At 68.7% G+C, this 16608-nt stretch carries 20 protein-coding genes; 6 read left to right on the top strand and 14 right to left on the bottom strand.

Annotation, left to right across the window (positions count from 1 at the left end; genetic code table 11):
* Positions 1-6: 6 nt before the first annotated feature.
* The 13 genes from JNB_RS22105 to JNB_RS19565 all read right to left on the bottom strand — a co-directional run bounded on the left by JNB_RS22105 (position 7) and on the right by JNB_RS19565 (position 10016).
* Positions 7-195 (bottom strand): hypothetical protein, encoded by a 189-nt coding sequence (locus JNB_RS22105; protein WP_237700721.1) that lies wholly within the window; start codon positions 193-195, stop codon positions 7-9.
* A gap of 152 nt (positions 196-347) precedes the next feature.
* Positions 348-932 (bottom strand): hypothetical protein, encoded by a 585-nt coding sequence (locus tag JNB_RS22100; protein ID WP_237700720.1) that lies wholly within the window; start codon positions 930-932, stop codon positions 348-350.
* A gap of 137 nt (positions 933-1069) precedes the next feature.
* A complete protein-coding gene (locus tag JNB_RS19615) occupies positions 1070-1318 on the bottom strand; it encodes an antitoxin (protein ID WP_040884008.1) in 249 nt (82 codons plus the stop codon).
* A 111-nt stretch (positions 1319-1429) separates the two neighbouring features.
* Entirely contained in the window at positions 1430-1783 is a 354-nt protein-coding gene (locus tag JNB_RS19610; protein ID WP_009778283.1) for a YciI family protein, read from the bottom strand.
* 87 nt (positions 1784-1870) lie between these two features.
* On the bottom strand, positions 1871-2716 hold the full coding sequence (locus tag JNB_RS19605) for a GNAT family N-acetyltransferase (protein ID WP_009778282.1): 846 nt from the start codon (positions 2714-2716) through the stop codon (positions 1871-1873).
* Positions 2717-2804: 88 nt separating this feature from the next.
* Positions 2805-3965 (bottom strand): flavodoxin-dependent (E)-4-hydroxy-3-methylbut-2-enyl-diphosphate synthase, encoded by a 1161-nt coding sequence (gene ispG, locus JNB_RS19600; protein ID WP_009778281.1) that lies wholly within the window; start codon positions 3963-3965, stop codon positions 2805-2807.
* 74 nt (positions 3966-4039) lie between these two features.
* Complete coding sequence (locus JNB_RS19595; RefSeq protein ID WP_009778280.1) at positions 4040-5404, bottom strand: RIP metalloprotease; 1365 nt, start codon at positions 5402-5404, stop codon at positions 4040-4042.
* 36 nt (positions 5405-5440) lie between these two features.
* Positions 5441-6631 (bottom strand): 1-deoxy-D-xylulose-5-phosphate reductoisomerase, encoded by a 1191-nt coding sequence (dxr, locus tag JNB_RS19590; RefSeq protein ID WP_009778279.1) that lies wholly within the window; start codon positions 6629-6631, stop codon positions 5441-5443.
* Entirely contained in the window at positions 6628-7125 is a 498-nt protein-coding gene (locus JNB_RS19585) for an acyl-CoA thioesterase (RefSeq protein WP_009778278.1), read from the bottom strand. The genes dxr and JNB_RS19585 overlap by 4 nt, the downstream gene beginning before the upstream one ends.
* A 22-nt stretch (positions 7126-7147) precedes the next feature.
* Complete coding sequence (locus tag JNB_RS19580) at positions 7148-7786, bottom strand: TIGR03086 family metal-binding protein (RefSeq protein WP_202795245.1); 639 nt, start codon at positions 7784-7786, stop codon at positions 7148-7150.
* A 67-nt stretch (positions 7787-7853) separates the two neighbouring features.
* The gene (locus tag JNB_RS19575) at positions 7854-8198 is read right to left on the bottom strand and encodes a barstar family protein (protein WP_009778276.1); all 345 of its coding nucleotides are present in this window, start codon (positions 8196-8198) and stop codon (positions 7854-7856) included.
* The gene (locus tag JNB_RS19570) at positions 8198-8686 is read right to left on the bottom strand and encodes a ribonuclease domain-containing protein (protein WP_009778275.1); all 489 of its coding nucleotides are present in this window, start codon (positions 8684-8686) and stop codon (positions 8198-8200) included. Before JNB_RS19570 ends, JNB_RS19575 begins: the two co-directional genes overlap by 1 nt.
* A gap of 22 nt (positions 8687-8708) precedes the next feature.
* A complete protein-coding gene (locus tag JNB_RS19565) occupies positions 8709-10016 on the bottom strand; it encodes a hypothetical protein (protein WP_148232524.1) in 1308 nt (435 codons plus the stop codon).
* 90 nt (positions 10017-10106) lie between these two features.
* Here JNB_RS19565 and JNB_RS19560 point away from each other — a divergent pair, with 90 nt between their 5' ends.
* From JNB_RS19560 to JNB_RS19545, 4 genes are all read left to right on the top strand, one after another.
* Positions 10107-10970 carry a peptidoglycan-binding protein gene (locus tag JNB_RS19560; protein WP_237700718.1) on the top strand — a complete coding sequence of 288 codons (864 nt, stop codon included), beginning with the start codon at positions 10107-10109 and terminating at the stop codon, positions 10968-10970.
* Between the two features lie 113 nt (positions 10971-11083).
* Entirely contained in the window at positions 11084-11878 is a 795-nt protein-coding gene (locus tag JNB_RS19555; protein WP_009778272.1) for a phage tail tip lysozyme, read from the top strand.
* A gap of 153 nt (positions 11879-12031) precedes the next feature.
* Positions 12032-13192: a sensor histidine kinase gene (locus tag JNB_RS19550; protein WP_009778271.1), complete on the top strand. Its 1161-nt coding sequence runs from the start codon at positions 12032-12034 to the stop codon at positions 13190-13192.
* Positions 13189-13836, top strand: coding sequence for a response regulator transcription factor (locus JNB_RS19545; RefSeq protein WP_009778270.1), 648 nt, complete (start codon positions 13189-13191; stop codon positions 13834-13836). The genes JNB_RS19550 and JNB_RS19545 overlap by 4 nt, the downstream gene beginning before the upstream one ends.
* Here the strand turns inward: JNB_RS19545 and JNB_RS19540 are convergent.
* Positions 13833-14270, bottom strand: a complete 438-nt coding sequence (locus JNB_RS19540) for a hypothetical protein (protein WP_009778269.1) — start codon at positions 14268-14270, stop codon at positions 13833-13835. The two genes, JNB_RS19545 and JNB_RS19540, sit on opposite strands and share 4 nt — an antisense overlap.
* 103 nt (positions 14271-14373) lie before the next feature.
* Between JNB_RS19540 and JNB_RS19535 the strand changes: the two genes are divergently transcribed.
* Together JNB_RS19535 and JNB_RS19530 are read left to right on the top strand one after the other, a co-directional pair.
* A complete protein-coding gene (locus JNB_RS19535) occupies positions 14374-15147 on the top strand; it encodes an ABC transporter ATP-binding protein (protein WP_009778268.1) in 774 nt (257 codons plus the stop codon).
* Positions 15144-16535, top strand: coding sequence for an ABC transporter permease (locus JNB_RS19530; protein WP_009778267.1), 1392 nt, complete (start codon positions 15144-15146; stop codon positions 16533-16535). The genes JNB_RS19535 and JNB_RS19530 overlap by 4 nt, the downstream gene beginning before the upstream one ends.
* The last annotated feature ends 73 nt before the right edge of the window (positions 16536-16608 follow it).

Below are 16608 nucleotides of genomic sequence, written 5' to 3'. Positions count from 1 at the left end.
GCTATTTCACGCGCTTGCAAGGACCGGGAGCCCGAGCCCGCGAGCAACCTGTGCCATGAACCGATCCGCCTCCAGCCGCAGCCCCAACAAGGGGATCCGCAGGACCCGACTCGAACCGAGCGCCACCTCGTTCGACCGGAGTGCGTCATCGGTCGGGTTGAGCCCGAGCAGATGGTGTCCCCCGTCGATCTCCACGACCAACCCCTCCCACTCAACGTCGAGATAGACCCGTCCGGAAGGGCCCGTTCGCAGAGTTTGTCTCAGCGGCTCGGGCAACCCATAGCGACGGCACCACGCGCCGAAATCGAGTTCGCCCAGCGAGTGCGCGCCGTCGCACACATCCGCGATCACGTGGCCGAGGAAGTCTCGGCGGGGTGACCTGAACACACTCCGCCAGTGTCGAGCAGGCGGCTCGGGGGCACCAAGCGCTGCTGAACCGGCAGGCAGACAAGCAGCGCCGCCTGACGGTCGCTGACAGCCCACTGCGCGGCGTGGATCGTTGCCCACTCAGGAACGACCCGAGGGACCCCCGCACGAAGGCAGCGCTCAAGCTTGCGTCGTTGGTGCGGGGTGACGCCATCAACGAGGCGCACGGTGGCCGACCTCGGCAGGCTGACATCGATGGACGCCGGGGTGAACCCGGTCATTCCCTGAGCCACCAACCCGGCAGCACCATCCAGCACGGCGCCCGGCCCGGACTCCCACACCGCACGCCACAGGTCGGCGACGGGTTCCCTCGTCACCTCAAGCACCTCCACGGTGTGCAGGCCGTCTGCGCGCCATCGGCCACCGTCCACCTCAATGCGCACATCGTGGCGATCCACACCTCTCGCACGCAGATCACGCCGGTGCGCGACTCCACCGTGGTCCGAGGCGAGTTCGACGGCCACGAGTCGCCGCGACTCCTTCTTCATGACCTGCAGCGTTGCCACGCGCGTCATCCGCCGCCACCCCCAGATGGACATCTGTGGACAACCCTCGCGGCTCATCGGTGCTGTGGACGCCGCCGGTCCTCACAACTGCGGGGTATTTCACGCGGTTGTGAGGACCGTGAGCTGACTCGGGTCAGTCAGTCGGTGGTGGGCGGGGGCGGCGGGGTCACGCCGGGAGCGGGCGGGGTGGAGGAGATGCCGAGGCCGGAGCGCACGGCCTGGCCACCCTTGCCGACCTGAGCGGCGTACTTCGGGCCGACCTTGCGACTCACGGCTTCCTCGACCTTGCCGATCTTCGACGACACGGAGTCGGGGTTCTTGCGGGCGTAGTCGCGGGCCTGCTTGGCGATACCGGCCAGGGCCGCGAACTTGATGGCGCGTGCCATGAGGGACTCCTTGAGCTTGGGGGTGAACTGAGTGAACTCGCGGGCGGGCCGCAGTGTTCCCGACCACCACCCCTTCCGACTCGCCGAGCCCCTCACAGAACGCGTGCGAGGTCAGCCCTCGAAGGGCCACATCTGCCGAACCTCGATGAGGCCAGCGTGCGCCATGGAGTGACCGGAGGCGATCTGCACGGCCTCCTCCATCGATTCGCATTCGAGCACGTCGAAGCCAGCGATGAGCTCACTCGTCTCGGTGAACGGCCCCTGCGTGACGAACACGTCCCCGCCGCGCACCCGCACACTGCGCGCTTCCTCCACGGGCCGCAGCCGCTCGCCCATGACGTACTTCCCCGCGTCGTTGGCGCCCTGCCACCACTGCTCGACGTCCGGGGCTCCGTCGCGGTCAGCCTGCGAGGGCGGCTGGGGAGAGTCCGCGCGATCGCGGCAGACGAGCATGAGGAACTGCATGGTGTGTCCTTCCGTGGTGTGTGTGCACGGATCGTGCACGGGTCACTGCGATGACGAACCAGCGCGACACGTTTCGACAACAAGCCCTCAGAGAAGAACAGTGGTGAAGTCCCCGACCGGCGCAAACCCCAGTCGCTCATAGGTCGCCAGCGCCGGCGCGTTGAAGTCGTTCACATAGAGCGACACCATCGGCGCGGGCCCGGCCATGACCTGCTCCATCACCGACGCCAGCATCGGCGCGGCCAAGCCCTTGCCGCGAAGTCGCGGCGCCAGCCACACTCCCTGCAACTGGGCGCATCCCAACGCCAGCGACCCGATGTCGGTCTTGAAGATGACCTCACCGTCCTCGACGACGACATAGGTGTGCCCCTGGGCAACCAGTGCCGCCAGCGACCCGCGATAGCCCCGCGAGTTGCCGGAGTAGGGCGCATACCCGATCTCGGCAGTGAACATGTGCACCGCAGCCGGCAGGATCAGCTCGACCTCATCGGCCCGAGCCACCCGCACCCGCGGATCCAGCTCGACCCCCAGCGCGGACGGTGGGGTCGACGTCGCGAGCAACGGCTGGTGGGCCCGCACCGCCCGAGGCGCACCCCAGTGTGGCTCCACCGAGTTCCACAGGTCGACGACCTCGTCACGCGGACCCAGCAACGACGCAACCCGACCGCGCCACCGACGGATCCGCTCGGCATACAGGGCTCGGGACTCTGCCGACGTCTCGACGGGCACGACATTGGCGCTCGCCCAACAGACCGACGTCAGCCGACCGTCCTCACGCACACCCATCGCGGCGGAGAGTGTCCCTGTCGGCACCGACTCGAGGATGCGCGCGGCCACGAAAACGTGCGCCGGGACATTGCGCGAGCAGAGCTCGAGGGCGTCGTCGACGTCGGATCTGGTGAGCGACCTCACCGGGGTGCGGGTGCGAAGCACGGGTTCAGCCTAAGCGGCGAGACGCCGTCTCACGTGCTGTCGTGCATCAATTCACGAACGGCGGGTATGCCGTCCGCTCACCAGCGCTTCAGCTGACGGTCACGCTCGGCGCACCTGCGGAGGCCTCGTCCATGGGCTCGCCCATCTCCTCGGCGATGCGCATGGCCTCTTCGATGAGGGTCTCGACGATCATCGACTCGGGCACGGTCTTGATGACCTCGCCCTTGACGAAGATCTGGCCCTTGCCGTTGCCGGAGGCGACACCCAGGTCGGCCTCACGCGCCTCGCCGGGACCATTGACGACGCAGCCCATGACGGCAACGCGCAGCGGCACGGTCATGCCCTCGAGCCCAGCGGTGACCTGCTCGGCCAGCGTGTAGACATCGACCTGGGCGCGGCCACACGACGGGCACGACACGATCTCGAGCTTGCGCGGCTTGAGGTTGAGCGACTGCAGGATCTGGTTGCCGACCTTGACCTCCTCGACGGGAGGAGCCGACAGGGAGACGCGGATGGTGTCGCCGATGCCCTTGGACAGCAACGCACCGAAGGCCGTGGCCGACTTGATGGTGCCCTGGAACGCCGGCCCCGCCTCGGTGACACCGAGGTGCAGGGGCCAGTCGCCCCGCTCGGACAGCAGCTCATAGGCCTTGACCATGACGACGGGGTCGTTGTGCTTGACCGAGATCTTGAAGTCGTGGAAGTCGTGCTCCTCGAAGAGCCCGGCCTCCCAGACAGCCGACTCGACGAGCGCCTCGGCCGTGGCCTTGCCGTACTTCTTGAGCAGGCGCGGATCGAGGGACCCGGCGTTGACACCGATGCGGATGGAGACGCCAGCGTCCTTGGCCGCGGCGGCGATCTGCTTGACCTGGTCGTCGAACTGGCGGATGTTGCCCGGGTTGACGCGCACGGCTGCGCAGCCAGCGTCGATCGCGGCATAGACGTACTTCGGCTGGAAGTGGATGTCTGCGATGACGGGGATCTGCGACTTGCGCGCAATGGCCGGCAGGGCGTCGGCGTCGTCCTGGGTCGGACAGGCCACGCGCACGATGTCGCAGCCGGACGCGGTGAGCTCGGCGATCTGCTGCAGGGTCGCGTTGATGTCGGTCGTCGGGGTGGTCGTCATCGACTGCACCGAGATGGGGGCGTCGCCTCCGACCTCGACCTTGCCGACCTTGATCTTGCGGGTCTTGCGACGCGGCGCCAGAACGGGAGCGGGCAGGGACGGCATACCGAGACCAACAGTCATGTCACCAAGTATCCCTCACCCTGCTGTGACGACCGACGCGGCAGTCGACACAGCGAAAGGGCGCGTACCCGACGTCAGCCGCCGAGGTTGATCGGGTTGACCAGGTCGGCGTAGATCAGCAGAGCCGACATGACCAACAGACCCAGCGACACGGCATACGCCACGGGAAGTGCCTTGGCGACATCGACGTGACCGGGGTCGGGGTTGCCGCGGGCCTTGGCCCAGCTCTTCTTGACGCCCTCCCAGAGCGCGCCGGCGACGTGACCGCCGTCGAGCGGGAGCAGTGGGATGAGGTTGAAGACGAAGAGCATGAAGTTCAGCGAGGCGATGAGCATGACGAGGAACCACGCCTTGTCGCTCCACGACTCCCCCACGAAGTTGTCGAGCTTGCCCGCGGAGACGTCACCGGCGACGCGACCGACGCCGACGACCGACATGGGGCTCTCGATGTCGCGCTTCTCGCCGGAGAAGGCGGCGTTCCAAACGCCGACCATCTTCTGCGGGATCTTGAAAATGGCCCCGGCGGTGCGCCAGAGGTTGTCGCCGATGATGCCTGGCACCGCGGTGACCGGCTGGGTCTCATAGCCGAGGACTCCCGCCGAGGAGATGCCGAGGTAGCCGGTCTCGACGACCTTCTGCGTGCCGTCGGCGTCGAGGATCGGCTGGCCCGCGTCGTCATAGGCGGGCAGGGTGTTGAGGATCGGGGTGACGGTGAGGGTCTTCTCAGCACCGTCACGCAGGACGACGATCGAGGTGGGCTGGTCCACGCGGGGACGCACGAGGCGACCGACGTCGGCCGAGGACGTGACGGGCTCGCCGTTGATGGTCTTGATCTCGTCGTTGGGCAGGATGCCGGCGGCGTTGGCCGGAGTGTCAGGGGCACCAGCGCAGCTCGGGTTGGTCTTGGCCTCGTCGACGGTCTTGACGCACTGGGCCACGCTCGCGACCCGGGCGCCGTCCTGCAGCGCGAGCACGCCGTGGGCGGTGACGAGGACGGTGAGGAGGACGGTGCCGATGACGAAGTTCATGAACGGGCCACCGAGCATGATGATGACCTTGCGCAGCACCGGCAGGCGGTAGAAGACGCGGTTCTCGTCGCCGGGGCGCATCTCCTCGAGCGACGCCTTGCGGGCCTCGTCGGCGAGCTGGCTGAAGCGCCCGGTCGAAGAGACGCGCATCTTGGTCGGGTCGTCGCCGGCGCGGGGCGGGAACATGCCGATCATCCGGATGTAGCCGCCGAGCGGGATCGCCTTGATGCCGTACTCGGTCTCACCACGCTTGCGCGACCACACCGTGGGCCCGAAGCCGACCATGTACTGGGTGACGCGCACGCCGAACCGCTTGGCCGGCACCAGGTGGCCGACCTCGTGCAGCGCGATGGAGGCAGCCACGCCGAAGGCGAGGACGAGCACGCCCACGATGTAAGCGAGAACGGTCATGAAACGAGCACCTCGGTGTCTTCGGGTCTGAGTGGACTACAGCCCGAGCTCGGTGGCGGCCTGCCCCCGGGCCCAAGCGTCGGCGCTGAGCACTCCCTCAACGGTCGACGAGTCGAAATCACTCCCAGTATGCGCGCCCGCATGGGCATCCACGACCCGCTCCACGGAGTCGACGATGTCGACGAAGCCGATCCGCCCCTCGTGGAAGGCGTCGACGGCGACCTCGTTGGCGGCGTTGTAGACGGCGGGGAAGGTCCCGCCCGCCTCGCCGACCCGTCGGGCCAGCCGCACCGCGGGGAACGCCGCGTCGTCGAGCGGCGCGAACTCCCAGGACTGCGCCTTGGTCCAGTCGCAGGGCTCATCGATGTCGTCGAGCCGCTCCGGCCAGGACAATCCGAGCGCGATCGGGACGAGCATCCGGGGCGGCCCGAGCTGGGCGATCGTCGACCCGTCGCGGAACTCGACCATCGAGTGGATCTGCTGCTGCGGGTGGACGACGACGTCGATCCGGTCGTAGGGGATGTCGAAGAGCAGGTGCGCCTCGATGACCTCGAGCCCCTTGTTGACGAGCGTCGCGGAGTTCGTCGTGATGACGCGACCCATGGAGAAGTTCGGGTGCGCGAGGGCTTGCTCTGGCGTGACGTCCTTGAGTTCGGCACGCGTCCTGCCGCGGAACGGACCACCGCTGGCGGTGACGACGAGCCGGCGCACCTCGTCGGCGCGGCCTCCTCGGAGCGACTGGGCGATGGCACTGTGCTCGGAGTCGACGGGGACGATCTGGTCGGGCCTGGCCGCGCGGCGCACGAGGTCGCCGCCGATGATGAGCGACTCCTTGTTGGCGAGGGCCAGCGTGGAGCCGGCCTTGAGCGCGGCGAGGGTGGGTCGCAGGCCGATCGAACCGGTGATGCCGTTGAGGACGACATCGGCCCCGACGGCGGCAGCCGCTTCGGCGGCTTGGTCCCCGACCACGATTTCCGGTGCGTATGCCGTCTTGCCCAGCTCCACGGCATACGCGCGGATTGCGGTTCTCACGTCTTCAGGCGCGCCGGACGCGACGGCAACGAAGGGTACGTCGAAGTCGACCGCCTGGCGGGCGATGAGGTCGATGTTGCTGCCGGCGCTGATCGCGACGACGGTGAAGCGCTCGGGGTTGCGGCCGATGACGTCGAGGGCCTGGGTGCCGATCGAGCCGGTCGAGCCGAGGAGGGCGACGGTGCGGGCGGTCATGCGTTGTCCTCGCTCTCGCGCGAGGCGGCGATGGCGGCACGCATCGCGAGGCGGTGCTCGCGGCGGATCTCGGCCTCGCGGAAGCGGCGGCGCTCCTCGGGCGTCTCCAGATCAAGTGGCGGAATGGTCTTGGGCTTGCCCTCCGCGTCGACGGCAACGAACACGAGGTAGGCGCTGGCCACGTGAACCCGTTCGGTGACGGCATCCCAGCGGTCGACCTCGACCCGGACTCCGACTTCCATCGAGGAGCGGCCGGCCCAGTTGAGCTGCGCGCTCGTGTGGAGGACGTCGCCGACCCGGACCGGTGTCAGGAAGCTCATCTCATCGAGAGCGGCCGTGACCGCCGGTCCGCCGGCATAGCGGTTGGCGACGACGCCGGCGGTGCTGTCGACCGCCTTCATGAGGTTGCCGCCATGGACCGTGCCGAGGAGGTTGGCGTCGTAGGCGCGCATGATCTCGGACAGTTGCACGTTGGTCTCGGTGGGTGTCGTCACAGGGCCATCCTGCCAGCGGCGGTCAGGCGGTTTCGGGTGCCTGCCAACGCGGGTCGCGACCGGTGCGGGCGATGACGCGTTCGAACGGCGTGGGCCAGCGCGTGTCCACCGCCGGACCGAACATTCCGGGGGTGCCGCTCGGGTCGAAGCCTTCGACGTATGCCGTGAGCGCGTCGGTCGTTGCGTCGTCCACCTCGAGCTCCTGTCCGGTCGCGGTCGCGAGGTCCCAGGCATGGAAGGTGATCTCGCCCAGCGCCACGAGCCCCATGACCTCGGCCGGTGCGTCGAAGCCGCCCGCGCGGGTCATGCCGGTCCAGGCCTCGGGGTCGTGCCAGGCGATGGCGAGCCGATCGGCCTGCGCGGGGATGTCGTCGCGCCAGGTCGATGCCGGTTCGGGCCAACCGTTCTGGTCGGGGGTGGTGTCCGTGAGCGGGCCGAGCTCCTTGTCGGCGGCGGCGCGGAAGGCTGCGGTGAGGCCGCTGAGATGGGCGAGGAGCTGCGCAACGGTGCGGCCCTCGCACGGCGTCGGGTGGTTGAGCTGGGCATCGCTGACGTGGCGCACGACGTCGCGGAGCCGCTGGGCAGCAGGACTCAGATCCGGAGGACTCACCATGGCCTCACCGTCCCACAGCCCCCGGACACCCGCACCCCACGACGACACGACCACTTCTTGGCGACGCGTCCACCTGGAGGTGGACGTCTCACGAAGAGCTGGTCGTCTCGTCGGGTCAGCGGTTGATGAGGGTGACGTGGACCTTGGGGTGCTCGTCGTTGAGCTCGCGCAGGATGCTCTCGATCCCGGCGGCGGCGCGCGGGTCGTCGCGGCGGAGTTCAGCGATCCCGTCCCAGACGATCTCCCACTCCCCCTCGCTCTCCCGGGCCAGCGTGTCGAGACAGTCGGCGAGCGCGTCGAGGTTCATGCCGAACCACTCAGGGAAGTTCAGCTCTTGCGAGAACGCCTCCAGGGTTGCCTGCTTCGTCGCGCGCCCCGGGATCACCTGGACCTGTCGACCCTCCTCGACGGCGTCCGCGATGAGCCCGTCGAGATCGACACGATCGTTGAGTACTCGCATCACTGCCCCTCCTGGATCTGCCGGAAGCTGTCGTAGTGGTCGTCCGTCCAATACCGGTCACCGTCGCGGCCACCGATGATCCGACGGGCACCGCGGTCGCCGGATCCCGGTGTCACCACGGTGTATTCGCGGTAGTAGCCCTTCTTCTGGCTCGGCAGGATGCCCTCTCGGTTCTGGAAGGTCTTGTCGTCCTGGTCGTACTTGTAGGGACCGCCCGCGCGGATCAGCGCCAGCGTCGCCTTCGCCTCCTTGGGCAGCTTCGACTCGGCGATCGTGTCCAGTCCCGAGTCAGGCGTGTTCGACGGGTATGCCGTCCCGCTGGGTCCCGTGGTCGCCGTTGCCTGAGCGCCCGGCGAGCCCGTGGAGCCGGTCGAGTCGTCGCGACTGGCCAACCACCACACCCCTACGACGAGCACGATGACGAGCAGCGGGGCCAGCCAGCTGAGGGAGGAGCGCGCTCCGGTCAGGGGTTTCGACACGTGCGCCATTGTGCCCGGTGCGGGCGGGTGATCAGAGGATGGAGTTCCACGTCTCGACGAACGTGCGCGGGAGCTCGCGCACCTGCCCGTCCGTGGAGTCGAGCTTCGAGGCCACATCGAAGTAGTAGTCCTTGTCCCCGAGGTGGAGGTTGAGAACCGCTCCGTCGGGGACGTGGGCCTTGACGATCGGCAGGACGTCCCTCAGGTCCCCGCCCCCCGGCGCCGTGATGGTCACCATGGGGGCACCCGCCGCACGACCCCGGTCCTCGCGCCATCCCACTGCCGAGATCTTGTCCGAACCCACCAGGGCGGCGAAGTCCTTGACGTGGGCCAGATCAGCATCCGCCGCGACCTCGAAGTCCGCACCGGCGTCAACCGTCCACAGCGGGTTGTCGCTCGCCTGGGTCGTGACGTGGAGATGGAACGAGCCCACCGCCGACGACAGTTCACGAGCCCGACCGACCATCGGCGCGACATCGGCTGGCGTCGCCACCCTGACGACAATCCGCTTGGCCGACGTGAAACGCACCGACTGCACACCCGGCAGTCGGCCCAGTTCGGCGCGGAGTGCGGCCGCTTCGGGGGCACCCGACGCACCGTCGTCGCCCTGGAGCACGGTCAGGACGACGTCCGGTGCGACGTCCTTCACGTCGGCACCCAGCTTCGTCACGTCGACGCCCGGCTGAACCTTCACGCTGAGGTCAGTGCCATGGAGCTCGAACGAGTTGAGGTCCTCCTGCGTCACTGCGCCCAGCGCTTCGGCGACGTGGGGAGTCAGCTCGCGCCACAGCCCGTCGACCTCGCCGGAGGGCTTCCTGATGCGACCGTCGATCCGCAGGTCCGTGATGGAGGCGTCCGCAGCGACGGCGGACTGGACCACAGGAATGTCCGCGGACAGGTCTGCCAGCTCACCGGCATACCCGTCCTCGCACTCGAGACGCCCCGCCAGGGAAGCCGAGGACGCAAGCAACTGACCACGCAACGCGAGGTGCTGCGCACGAGGACCGGCGCCCTCGGCACAGATCTCAATTCCGTTGGCCCACACCACTGCTGAGTCGGAGGGATCCTTGATGATCTCAGCGATGGTGCTCTCGACCGCGGCGAGATCGGCCATCGACGCTGTGGGCAGCAGCGTCACCGTCGCGTCGAACGTCCCCATCCAGGGCAGCGAATTCTGGGCACCGACATGGATGTCCTCGACCAGCGCGCCATGGCGCGCCTTGAGTGCGCGTTCGAAGTCTGCACCCTTGGCCGACCCCTTGTTGACCTCGGAGCAGCCGCTCAGCGCCAGGACAGCGAGAAGCACAACAGGTCCGGTCCCCCACCTCACACGATCCACGACAGCAGTGGACCACACGATTCCGGCAGGTTGCACCCCTCCCGGATTCTTCAGCAGGCGGTATCGCAGTCCGCGCGGCAGGATGTCCACATGGGGGACATGAAGAGGGCTGACAACGCACGACTGGCACTTGGCCGGAGGGTGTTCCTCGCCGGCTCGGGAGCCGCGGCGTTGGCCACCATCGGCGCCGGGCCCGCGAGCGCCGCGCTCCCCTCGATCGACATGGAGAAGGTGCTGCTGGCTGCTCAGTGGGACCCGGTCAAGACCGGCACGGGCATCACCTCGGGCGCCGGACCGAGCGTGACCCTGGTCGAGCAGGCGCTCGTCGCGCGCGGCTTCCTGGACAGTCAGTACGTCGACGGTCACTTCGGCAGCGTGACCCGCACGGCGTATGCCGCGTGGCAGCGTTCGTTGGGCTACACCGGACTGGGTGCCACCGGCCTGCCCGGCAAGGCATCACTGACTTCCCTTGGCGCACAGCGGTTCTCGGTCACTCGGCCGGTCACGCCAGGTGCGCGGACGACGTTTCAGGGCTTCCCCTTCAACACCCGCACGGTCGCGATGCTCGCCGAGGCGCGGCTGCTGGCCGGCAAGGCGTTCGTCGTCGAGCAGGGCTCCTACTCGCCCGACGTCGACCCGACCTCCGCCGGAACCCACGACGGTGGTGGAACCGCCGACCTTGATGCCGAGGCGCTGTCCACCACCCAGCGCACCGCGGCCGTCACGGCACTGCGTCGCGTCGGCTTCGCAGCCTGGCTGCGCAACCCGAGCCAGGACGACTGGCCCTGGCACATCCACGCCGTCGCCACCAACGACACCGATCTCTCGCTGTCCGCGCAGAAGCAGATCGGCGCGTACTACGAAGGCCGCAACGGCCTGTCGGGCAACGCCCCCGACGACGGACCACAGGTCACCAAGGTCACCTGGGAGCAGTACCTCCGCAATCAGGCCTAGCCCCGCCCGGGACCAGGCCCCGTCCGTCATCAGTACCAGGGAGAGAATCGATGAGCACCCGCAGTTCCGCGCGACGTACCGCGTTCCTACTCGCACCCCTTGCTACGTTCGTCATGATCCTGGCTGGGATCGCCCTCCCGTCGACCGCACAAGCCGCCAGCCGCGACGGCATCTGCGACTCCGGCGAGTTCTGCTACTACTACAACAGTAATGAGGCCGGCTCCATCTCCGACTTCACCGGATCGATCGGCGACTACGGCGCAACCCAGCCGACCTGTTACGAGTTCCGCGGCACCGGCACGGGCAAGGGCATCTGCGTCAAGAACAACGCCGCGTCCGTCTGGAACCGCAGCACCAAGCCCGTCACCGTCTACTACAACAGCGACTACCAGGGCACCTCGCAGACCATCGCCGCAGGGGCCAAGGCCAACCTGATCACCGCCCTCAAGAACAACAACGCCTCGCACAGCTTCTCGCTCAACAACCAGCAGGCGGCGTTCAACTACTTCGTCAGCGCGGGCTACACCAAGGTGCAGTCCGCCGGCATCGTCGGCAACCTGATGCAGGAGTCCGGCAGCAGCATCGACCCGCGGGCCTCCCAGCCGGGCGGCGCCGGTCGCGGCATCGCCCAGTGGAGTGTCGGCGGTCGCTGGGACCACGACACCAACGACAACACCGTCTGGTACTCCAACCAGCAGGGACAGTCGGTGTGGGCCCTGAACCTCCAGCTGAAGTTCATCACCTACGAGCTGAACACCTTCTCCGGCTTCGGCAAGGCGTCACTCAAGGCGGCCACCACGATCGACGCCGCGGTCACCGCGTTCGAGTCGAAGTACGAGCGGTGCGGCACCTGCTACCACTCCACCCGAGTGCGCTACGCCCAGCAGGTCTACAACGCCTACGCGTGAACCCGCGCCGGCACACGGCCTGAAGTTTGCGAGGAGGGCGGCACCGCGACGGTGTCGCCCTCCTCGTCGTCTGCCGCCCATACCTCTACAGAGGTATGCCGGTCCGTCGCGCGAGGGACGACGGAGCCTCCCCCGTCTGCCTAGGCTGGCGGCATGACCGATGTGTGGGGTGACCAGCGCGCGACGCGTCGGCAGCTGGTCCTCGACATCGTCGGCGCCGTCCTCTTCGGGCTCGTCATGCTGGCCATCCACGTCAGCCTCGGCATGGGTGCGGCCATCGCCACCGTGCTCCTTGCGGTGGCCCTGGCGTTCCGACGCGTGTCGTGGCAGGTCATGTCGGTCTTTGCTTTCGCCGGCGCCGTCTCGCAGGTGGTCGGGTCCGACATCGCCTACCTCGCCAACGCGGCGTATGCCGTGTGCTTCTTCACGCTCGGATCTCACCGGGACGCTCGCGTTCGCAAGTTCGGGCTGGTCGGGGCGGGCGTCGCCGTGGCTGGCGCGGCCACCTACGGGTTGCTACGTGGCGCGGGCGACATCGCCAGTTTCGCCGGCTGGGCAACGGCCATCGGGCTGGGCTCCACCGCCGCGCTGTTCGTCTTCGGTGGATGGGTCGCGGGCTACCTGCGGTGGCAGAGCCGACAAACGATCCAGGCACGGGTCGACGCCCAGCTCGAAGCCGTCGAACGACGCCGAGTCACCGAACTCTATGACATCGAGCAGGAGCGCCGACGCATCGCCGCCGACATGCACGATGTCGTCGCCCACTCCTGGGCGGTTGTCGCGGCGCAGAGTGATGGTGCGCGATATGCGCTGCAGGACAATCCTGCTGGCGCCGAACGTGCTCTCGAGGTCATCGGCGAGACGGCTCGCACAGCAATCACCGACCTCCGCACCATCGTTGCGCAGCTCCGCGACCCGGCGCTGCAGCCCAGCACCCCCGGCTATGCGCAGCAGGCCGAGCTGGTCGATCGGATGCGTGCGTCCGGGATGGCCCTCGACCTCACCGAGACCGGCACCCGCAACGAGTCCCCGCTCATCGCGCTCACGGCCCACCGGCTCCTCGGCGAGTCCCTCACCAACGCGCTCAAGCATGGCGACCTCTCGGCACCCGTCCACGTCGCCGTCGACTGGACCGACGGCTACCGTCTGCACGTGACCAACCACGTGAACGGATCGGCGGTCGACCCACCCTCGGGCGGGCACGGGCTCGTCGGCATGGCAGAGCGGACCACGGTTGCTGGCGGCACGTTCGCGGCCGGACGAGAGGGCGACCGGTGGATCGTCGACGCGCACATCCCGGGCAGTCCCGCATGACGATCCGTGTTGCCCTCATTGACGACCAGGCGCTCTTCCGCGCCGGCATCGCCATGGTCGTCGGCAGCCAGGACGACCTCACCGTCGTCGGTGAGGCGGGTGACGGGGGCGAGGCCGTGGCGCTCGTCGAGACCTCCCGTCCCGACGTGGTCCTCATGGACGTGCGCATGCCACGTGTCGACGGGGTCGAGGCGACCCGCCTGATCGTCGCGCGGTTCGGCGAGGACGCCCCGCGCGTCCTCGTCCTCACGACCTTTGACCTCGACGAGCTCGCCGCCGACGCCATCGAGGCGGGTGCGTCCGGGTTCGTCCTCAAGGAGACGCGCCCCGAGTTCCTGCTCGCGGCCATCCGAGCCGTCGCCGACGGGACGCAGGTGGTGGCCGCCGGGGCGACTCGCGCTGTCTTCGAACGCTTCCGCGAGCGGGCCACTGCGACGCCGGGTGCCGACTACGAGCGCCTCACCCCACGCGAACGCGAGATCCTGCTGCGGGCCGCTCAGGGCCTGTCCAACGCCGAGATCGCGGCCGCCGAGTTCCTCTCCGAGGCGACCGTCAAGACCCACGTGTCACGCATCCTCGGCAAGCTCGCCCTGCGCGACCGGGTCCAGCTCGTGGTCTACGCCTACGAGCACGGCCTGCTCTAGCTGCGAGGCGCCCTGCGTGGGCGGTTGATGAAGCCGTGGATCGGGCGCAGCTGCGCCAGCGGCGCGAAGAACCCGAGCACCCCCTGGTCGATGACGAGGCGTTCCACACCCTGCGTGGTGAACTGGTCGCACAGGTCGAGCACCCCCGTGGTCGGCACGCCGAGAACCTGACTCGCCTCCTCCTCGCTGAACCCGCTCTTGAGGGCGAACTCCCGTGCCCGAGCACCAGTCGTGAACGCCAGGAGTGACGGCACACCGTCGACCACCCCGACGAGAGGCGAAACGTCCGGCATCGTGCCTCGGGCCACGAAGTACCAGCGCTCCAGCTCGAACATCGCCTGCCACAGGGTCGTCTGGGCATCGACATCGCTCCCCGCTGTTCGCGCGGCGTCGGAGAGGGCATCGATCGGGTTGGTGTCCGGTGTCTGGCTCATGCGTCGAGCCTACGTTCCGCTGCGCGGCATACACCCCACGATGTATGCCGGTTGGTCCCGGCGCCGGATGTGCTGCGGTCCGCGCATCCCTAGCGTCGTAGCCATGAACTCAGAAACGTTGCAGCACAGCGCAGCTCAGCCCGTCGTCTCACTCCGTCGGGTCTCCAAGATCTATGGCGAGGGCACCGGCAGGGTGGCCGCCCTCGACGAGGTCACCGTCGACATCCACCGGGGGGGCTTCACGGCGATCATGGGTCCGTCGGGTTCGGGGAAGTCGACCTTCATGAACGTCGCGGCCGGACTCGACGACGCGACGAGCGGAGAGGTCATGCTCGCCGGCTCCGCACTGACCCACCTGGGGGACGACGCCCGCACCACCCTGCGCCGCAGCGAGGTCGGCTTCATCTTCCAGGCCTTCAACCTCGTGCCGACCCTCTCGGCGCACGAGAACATCCTCCTGCCCTTCGAGCTCGCGGGGCGGCGCATCGATGACGAACAGCGGGCCTGGATCGACCACCTCGTCGGCACGCTCGGCCTCGCCGACCGCATCACCCACCGGCCGAGCGAGCTCTCCGGCGGGCAGCAGCAACGTGTGGCCATTGCCCGCGCCCTCGCCTCCCGCCCGGCCGTGATCTTCGCCGACGAGCCGACCGGCAACCTCGACTCGCGCAGCTCACGCGAGGTCCTCACCTTGCTGCGGACGGCCGCCCGTGAGTACGGCCAGACCATCGCCATGGTGAGCCACGACCCGGTGGCCGCGTCCTACGCCGACCGGATCCTCGTCATCGCCGACGGCCGTCTCGTGGGCGACCACGACGCGCTCACCCCACAGCAGATCTCGGACCTGCTCATCGGCTTCGAGGTCGGTGCCGCATGAGACGCAACCTCACCCTTGGCAGCCTGCGCGAGCTCGGCACCGTGGGTCTCGTGGCCGGGTTGTGCGGAGCGTATGCCGCCGTGCTCATCATGACGTCGTCGCTGCTGTCGACCTTGAGCACGCAGTCGGGCGGCGCTCAGGCCCTCTTCCTCGGCATCGTCGCCGGCGTGTTCATCCTCATCGCGCTCTACGTCGGAGCCGTCGTCATCGTCGGCGCCGTCGACACCGTCATCTCGGGTCGGCTCCGCCACATCGCCCTGCTCCGCCTCCTCGGCTCCCGCGGGCGCGAACTCCGCAGCTCGGTCATGAGGGGCACCGCCACGGTCGGCGCGCTCGGTGCACTCACCGGGATCCTCGTCGGCACGGCGCTCACCCACCTCACCCGAGCGGTCCTGGTGGCACGCGAGACCCTGCCCGACGCGGCATACGCCTGGTTCGAACCGCAGCTGCTCACAGCGTTCGGGGCGATCACGGCGTCGGCGACCATTGCCGGGTGGTTCGGTTCCCGGGTGGTCCTGCGCGTCTCCCCCGCGAGCGCCATGGCCGGTTCATCGGCTCCCATCCCCACGCCCCGCCGGTCCTCCGTCATCCGGAGCATCCTCGCCGGGCTCGGCATCATCGGCGGACTCCTCGCGCTCGCCCTCGGAGCAGTGCTCGGTGAGTCGAACCCCGGGGTCGGATTCGTCCTGGCCTTCCTCGGTGCGGCGGCATCAGGCACGGGCTTCCTCATCGGAGCACGGTTCGTCATCCCCGGTGTGGTGGCGGCCTTCAGCCGACTGCTGGGTCGGGACCCCGCGAGCGTGGTCGCGCGGCGCAACGCCCTGCTCGACCCGCTGCGCACGACGCGGTCCACCATGGGGCTCGTCATCGGCGTCACGCTCGTCACGACGTTTGCCTCGGGCATGTCGGCGCTGCGAGCGTCGGTGCACTCCTGGGAGATGGACCCGTCGCAGGCGGCCCAGGCCGACCAGGCCCTCGCCGTCACGTCGGTGATCCTCATCTGCATCATCGTGATCTCGGCGGTCATCGCGGCCGTCGGGTTCGTCAGCACCATGTCGCTCACGGTCATCCAGCGTCACCGCGAGATCGGGCTGCTGCGTTCGCTCGGCTTCACCCGACGTCAGGTGCGCACGATGATCACGAAGGAGTCCGTCGCGCTGTCCGCCTCGGCGGTGATCTTCGGGATCGTCCTCGGCCTGGTCTACGGCACGCTCGGCGCGCAGTCGCTCGTCGGCGCTCCCACGCCCGGGATCGTCTGGGGGCTGCCGATCGGCGCCCTCGCAGGGATCGCCGTCGCCGGCGTGGTCCTCGTGCTCGTGGCGTCACAGGGCCCGGCGCGGCGCGCGATCGCCGTCGCCCCCGTCGAAGCCCTCCGCATCGACACCTGACCCCCCACCCCGACTTATTGCGCAATCCGTCGCGGCGTGGCACTGATTGCGCATTCCGTCGGTACCGACGGAA

Origin of the sequence: Janibacter sp. HTCC2649 (assembly GCF_000152705.1) — a bacterium.
Classification (GTDB): domain Bacteria; phylum Actinomycetota; class Actinomycetes; order Actinomycetales; family Dermatophilaceae; genus Knoellia.
Note: the sequence above shows the minus strand (reverse complement) of the source record. Positions and strands in the feature narration are given on the sequence as shown.

Excerpts from the sequence above, each read along its gene's own strand:
- JNB_RS19575 (WP_009778276.1), bottom strand. The coding sequence starts at position 8,198 with ATGCGAGTACTCAACGATCGTGTCGATCTCGACGGGCTCATCGCGGAC.
- JNB_RS19550 (WP_009778271.1), top strand. The coding sequence starts at position 12,032 with ATGACCGATGTGTGGGGTGACCAGCGCGCGACGCGTCGGCAGCTGGTC.
- JNB_RS19535 (WP_009778268.1), top strand. The coding sequence starts at position 14,374 with ATGAACTCAGAAACGTTGCAGCACAGCGCAGCTCAGCCCGTCGTCTCA.
- JNB_RS19595 (WP_009778280.1), bottom strand. The coding sequence starts at position 5,404 with ATGACCGTTCTCGCTTACATCGTGGGCGTGCTCGTCCTCGCCTTCGGC.
- JNB_RS19530 (WP_009778267.1), top strand. The coding sequence starts at position 15,144 with ATGAGACGCAACCTCACCCTTGGCAGCCTGCGCGAGCTCGGCACCGTG.
- JNB_RS19555 (WP_009778272.1), top strand. The coding sequence starts at position 11,084 with ATGATCCTGGCTGGGATCGCCCTCCCGTCGACCGCACAAGCCGCCAGC.
- JNB_RS19560 (WP_237700718.1), top strand. The coding sequence starts at position 10,107 with ATGGGGGACATGAAGAGGGCTGACAACGCACGACTGGCACTTGGCCGG.
- dxr (WP_009778279.1), bottom strand. The coding sequence starts at position 6,631 with ATGACCGCCCGCACCGTCGCCCTCCTCGGCTCGACCGGCTCGATCGGC.
- JNB_RS19545 (WP_009778270.1), top strand. The coding sequence starts at position 13,189 with ATGACGATCCGTGTTGCCCTCATTGACGACCAGGCGCTCTTCCGCGCC.
- JNB_RS19570 (WP_009778275.1), bottom strand. The coding sequence starts at position 8,686 with ATGGCGCACGTGTCGAAACCCCTGACCGGAGCGCGCTCCTCCCTCAGC.
- JNB_RS19615 (WP_040884008.1), bottom strand. The coding sequence starts at position 1,318 with ATGGCACGCGCCATCAAGTTCGCGGCCCTGGCCGGTATCGCCAAGCAG.
- JNB_RS19540 (WP_009778269.1), bottom strand. The coding sequence starts at position 14,270 with ATGAGCCAGACACCGGACACCAACCCGATCGATGCCCTCTCCGACGCC.
- JNB_RS19610 (WP_009778283.1), bottom strand. The coding sequence starts at position 1,783 with ATGCAGTTCCTCATGCTCGTCTGCCGCGATCGCGCGGACTCTCCCCAG.
- ispG (WP_009778281.1), bottom strand. The coding sequence starts at position 3,965 with ATGACTGTTGGTCTCGGTATGCCGTCCCTGCCCGCTCCCGTTCTGGCG.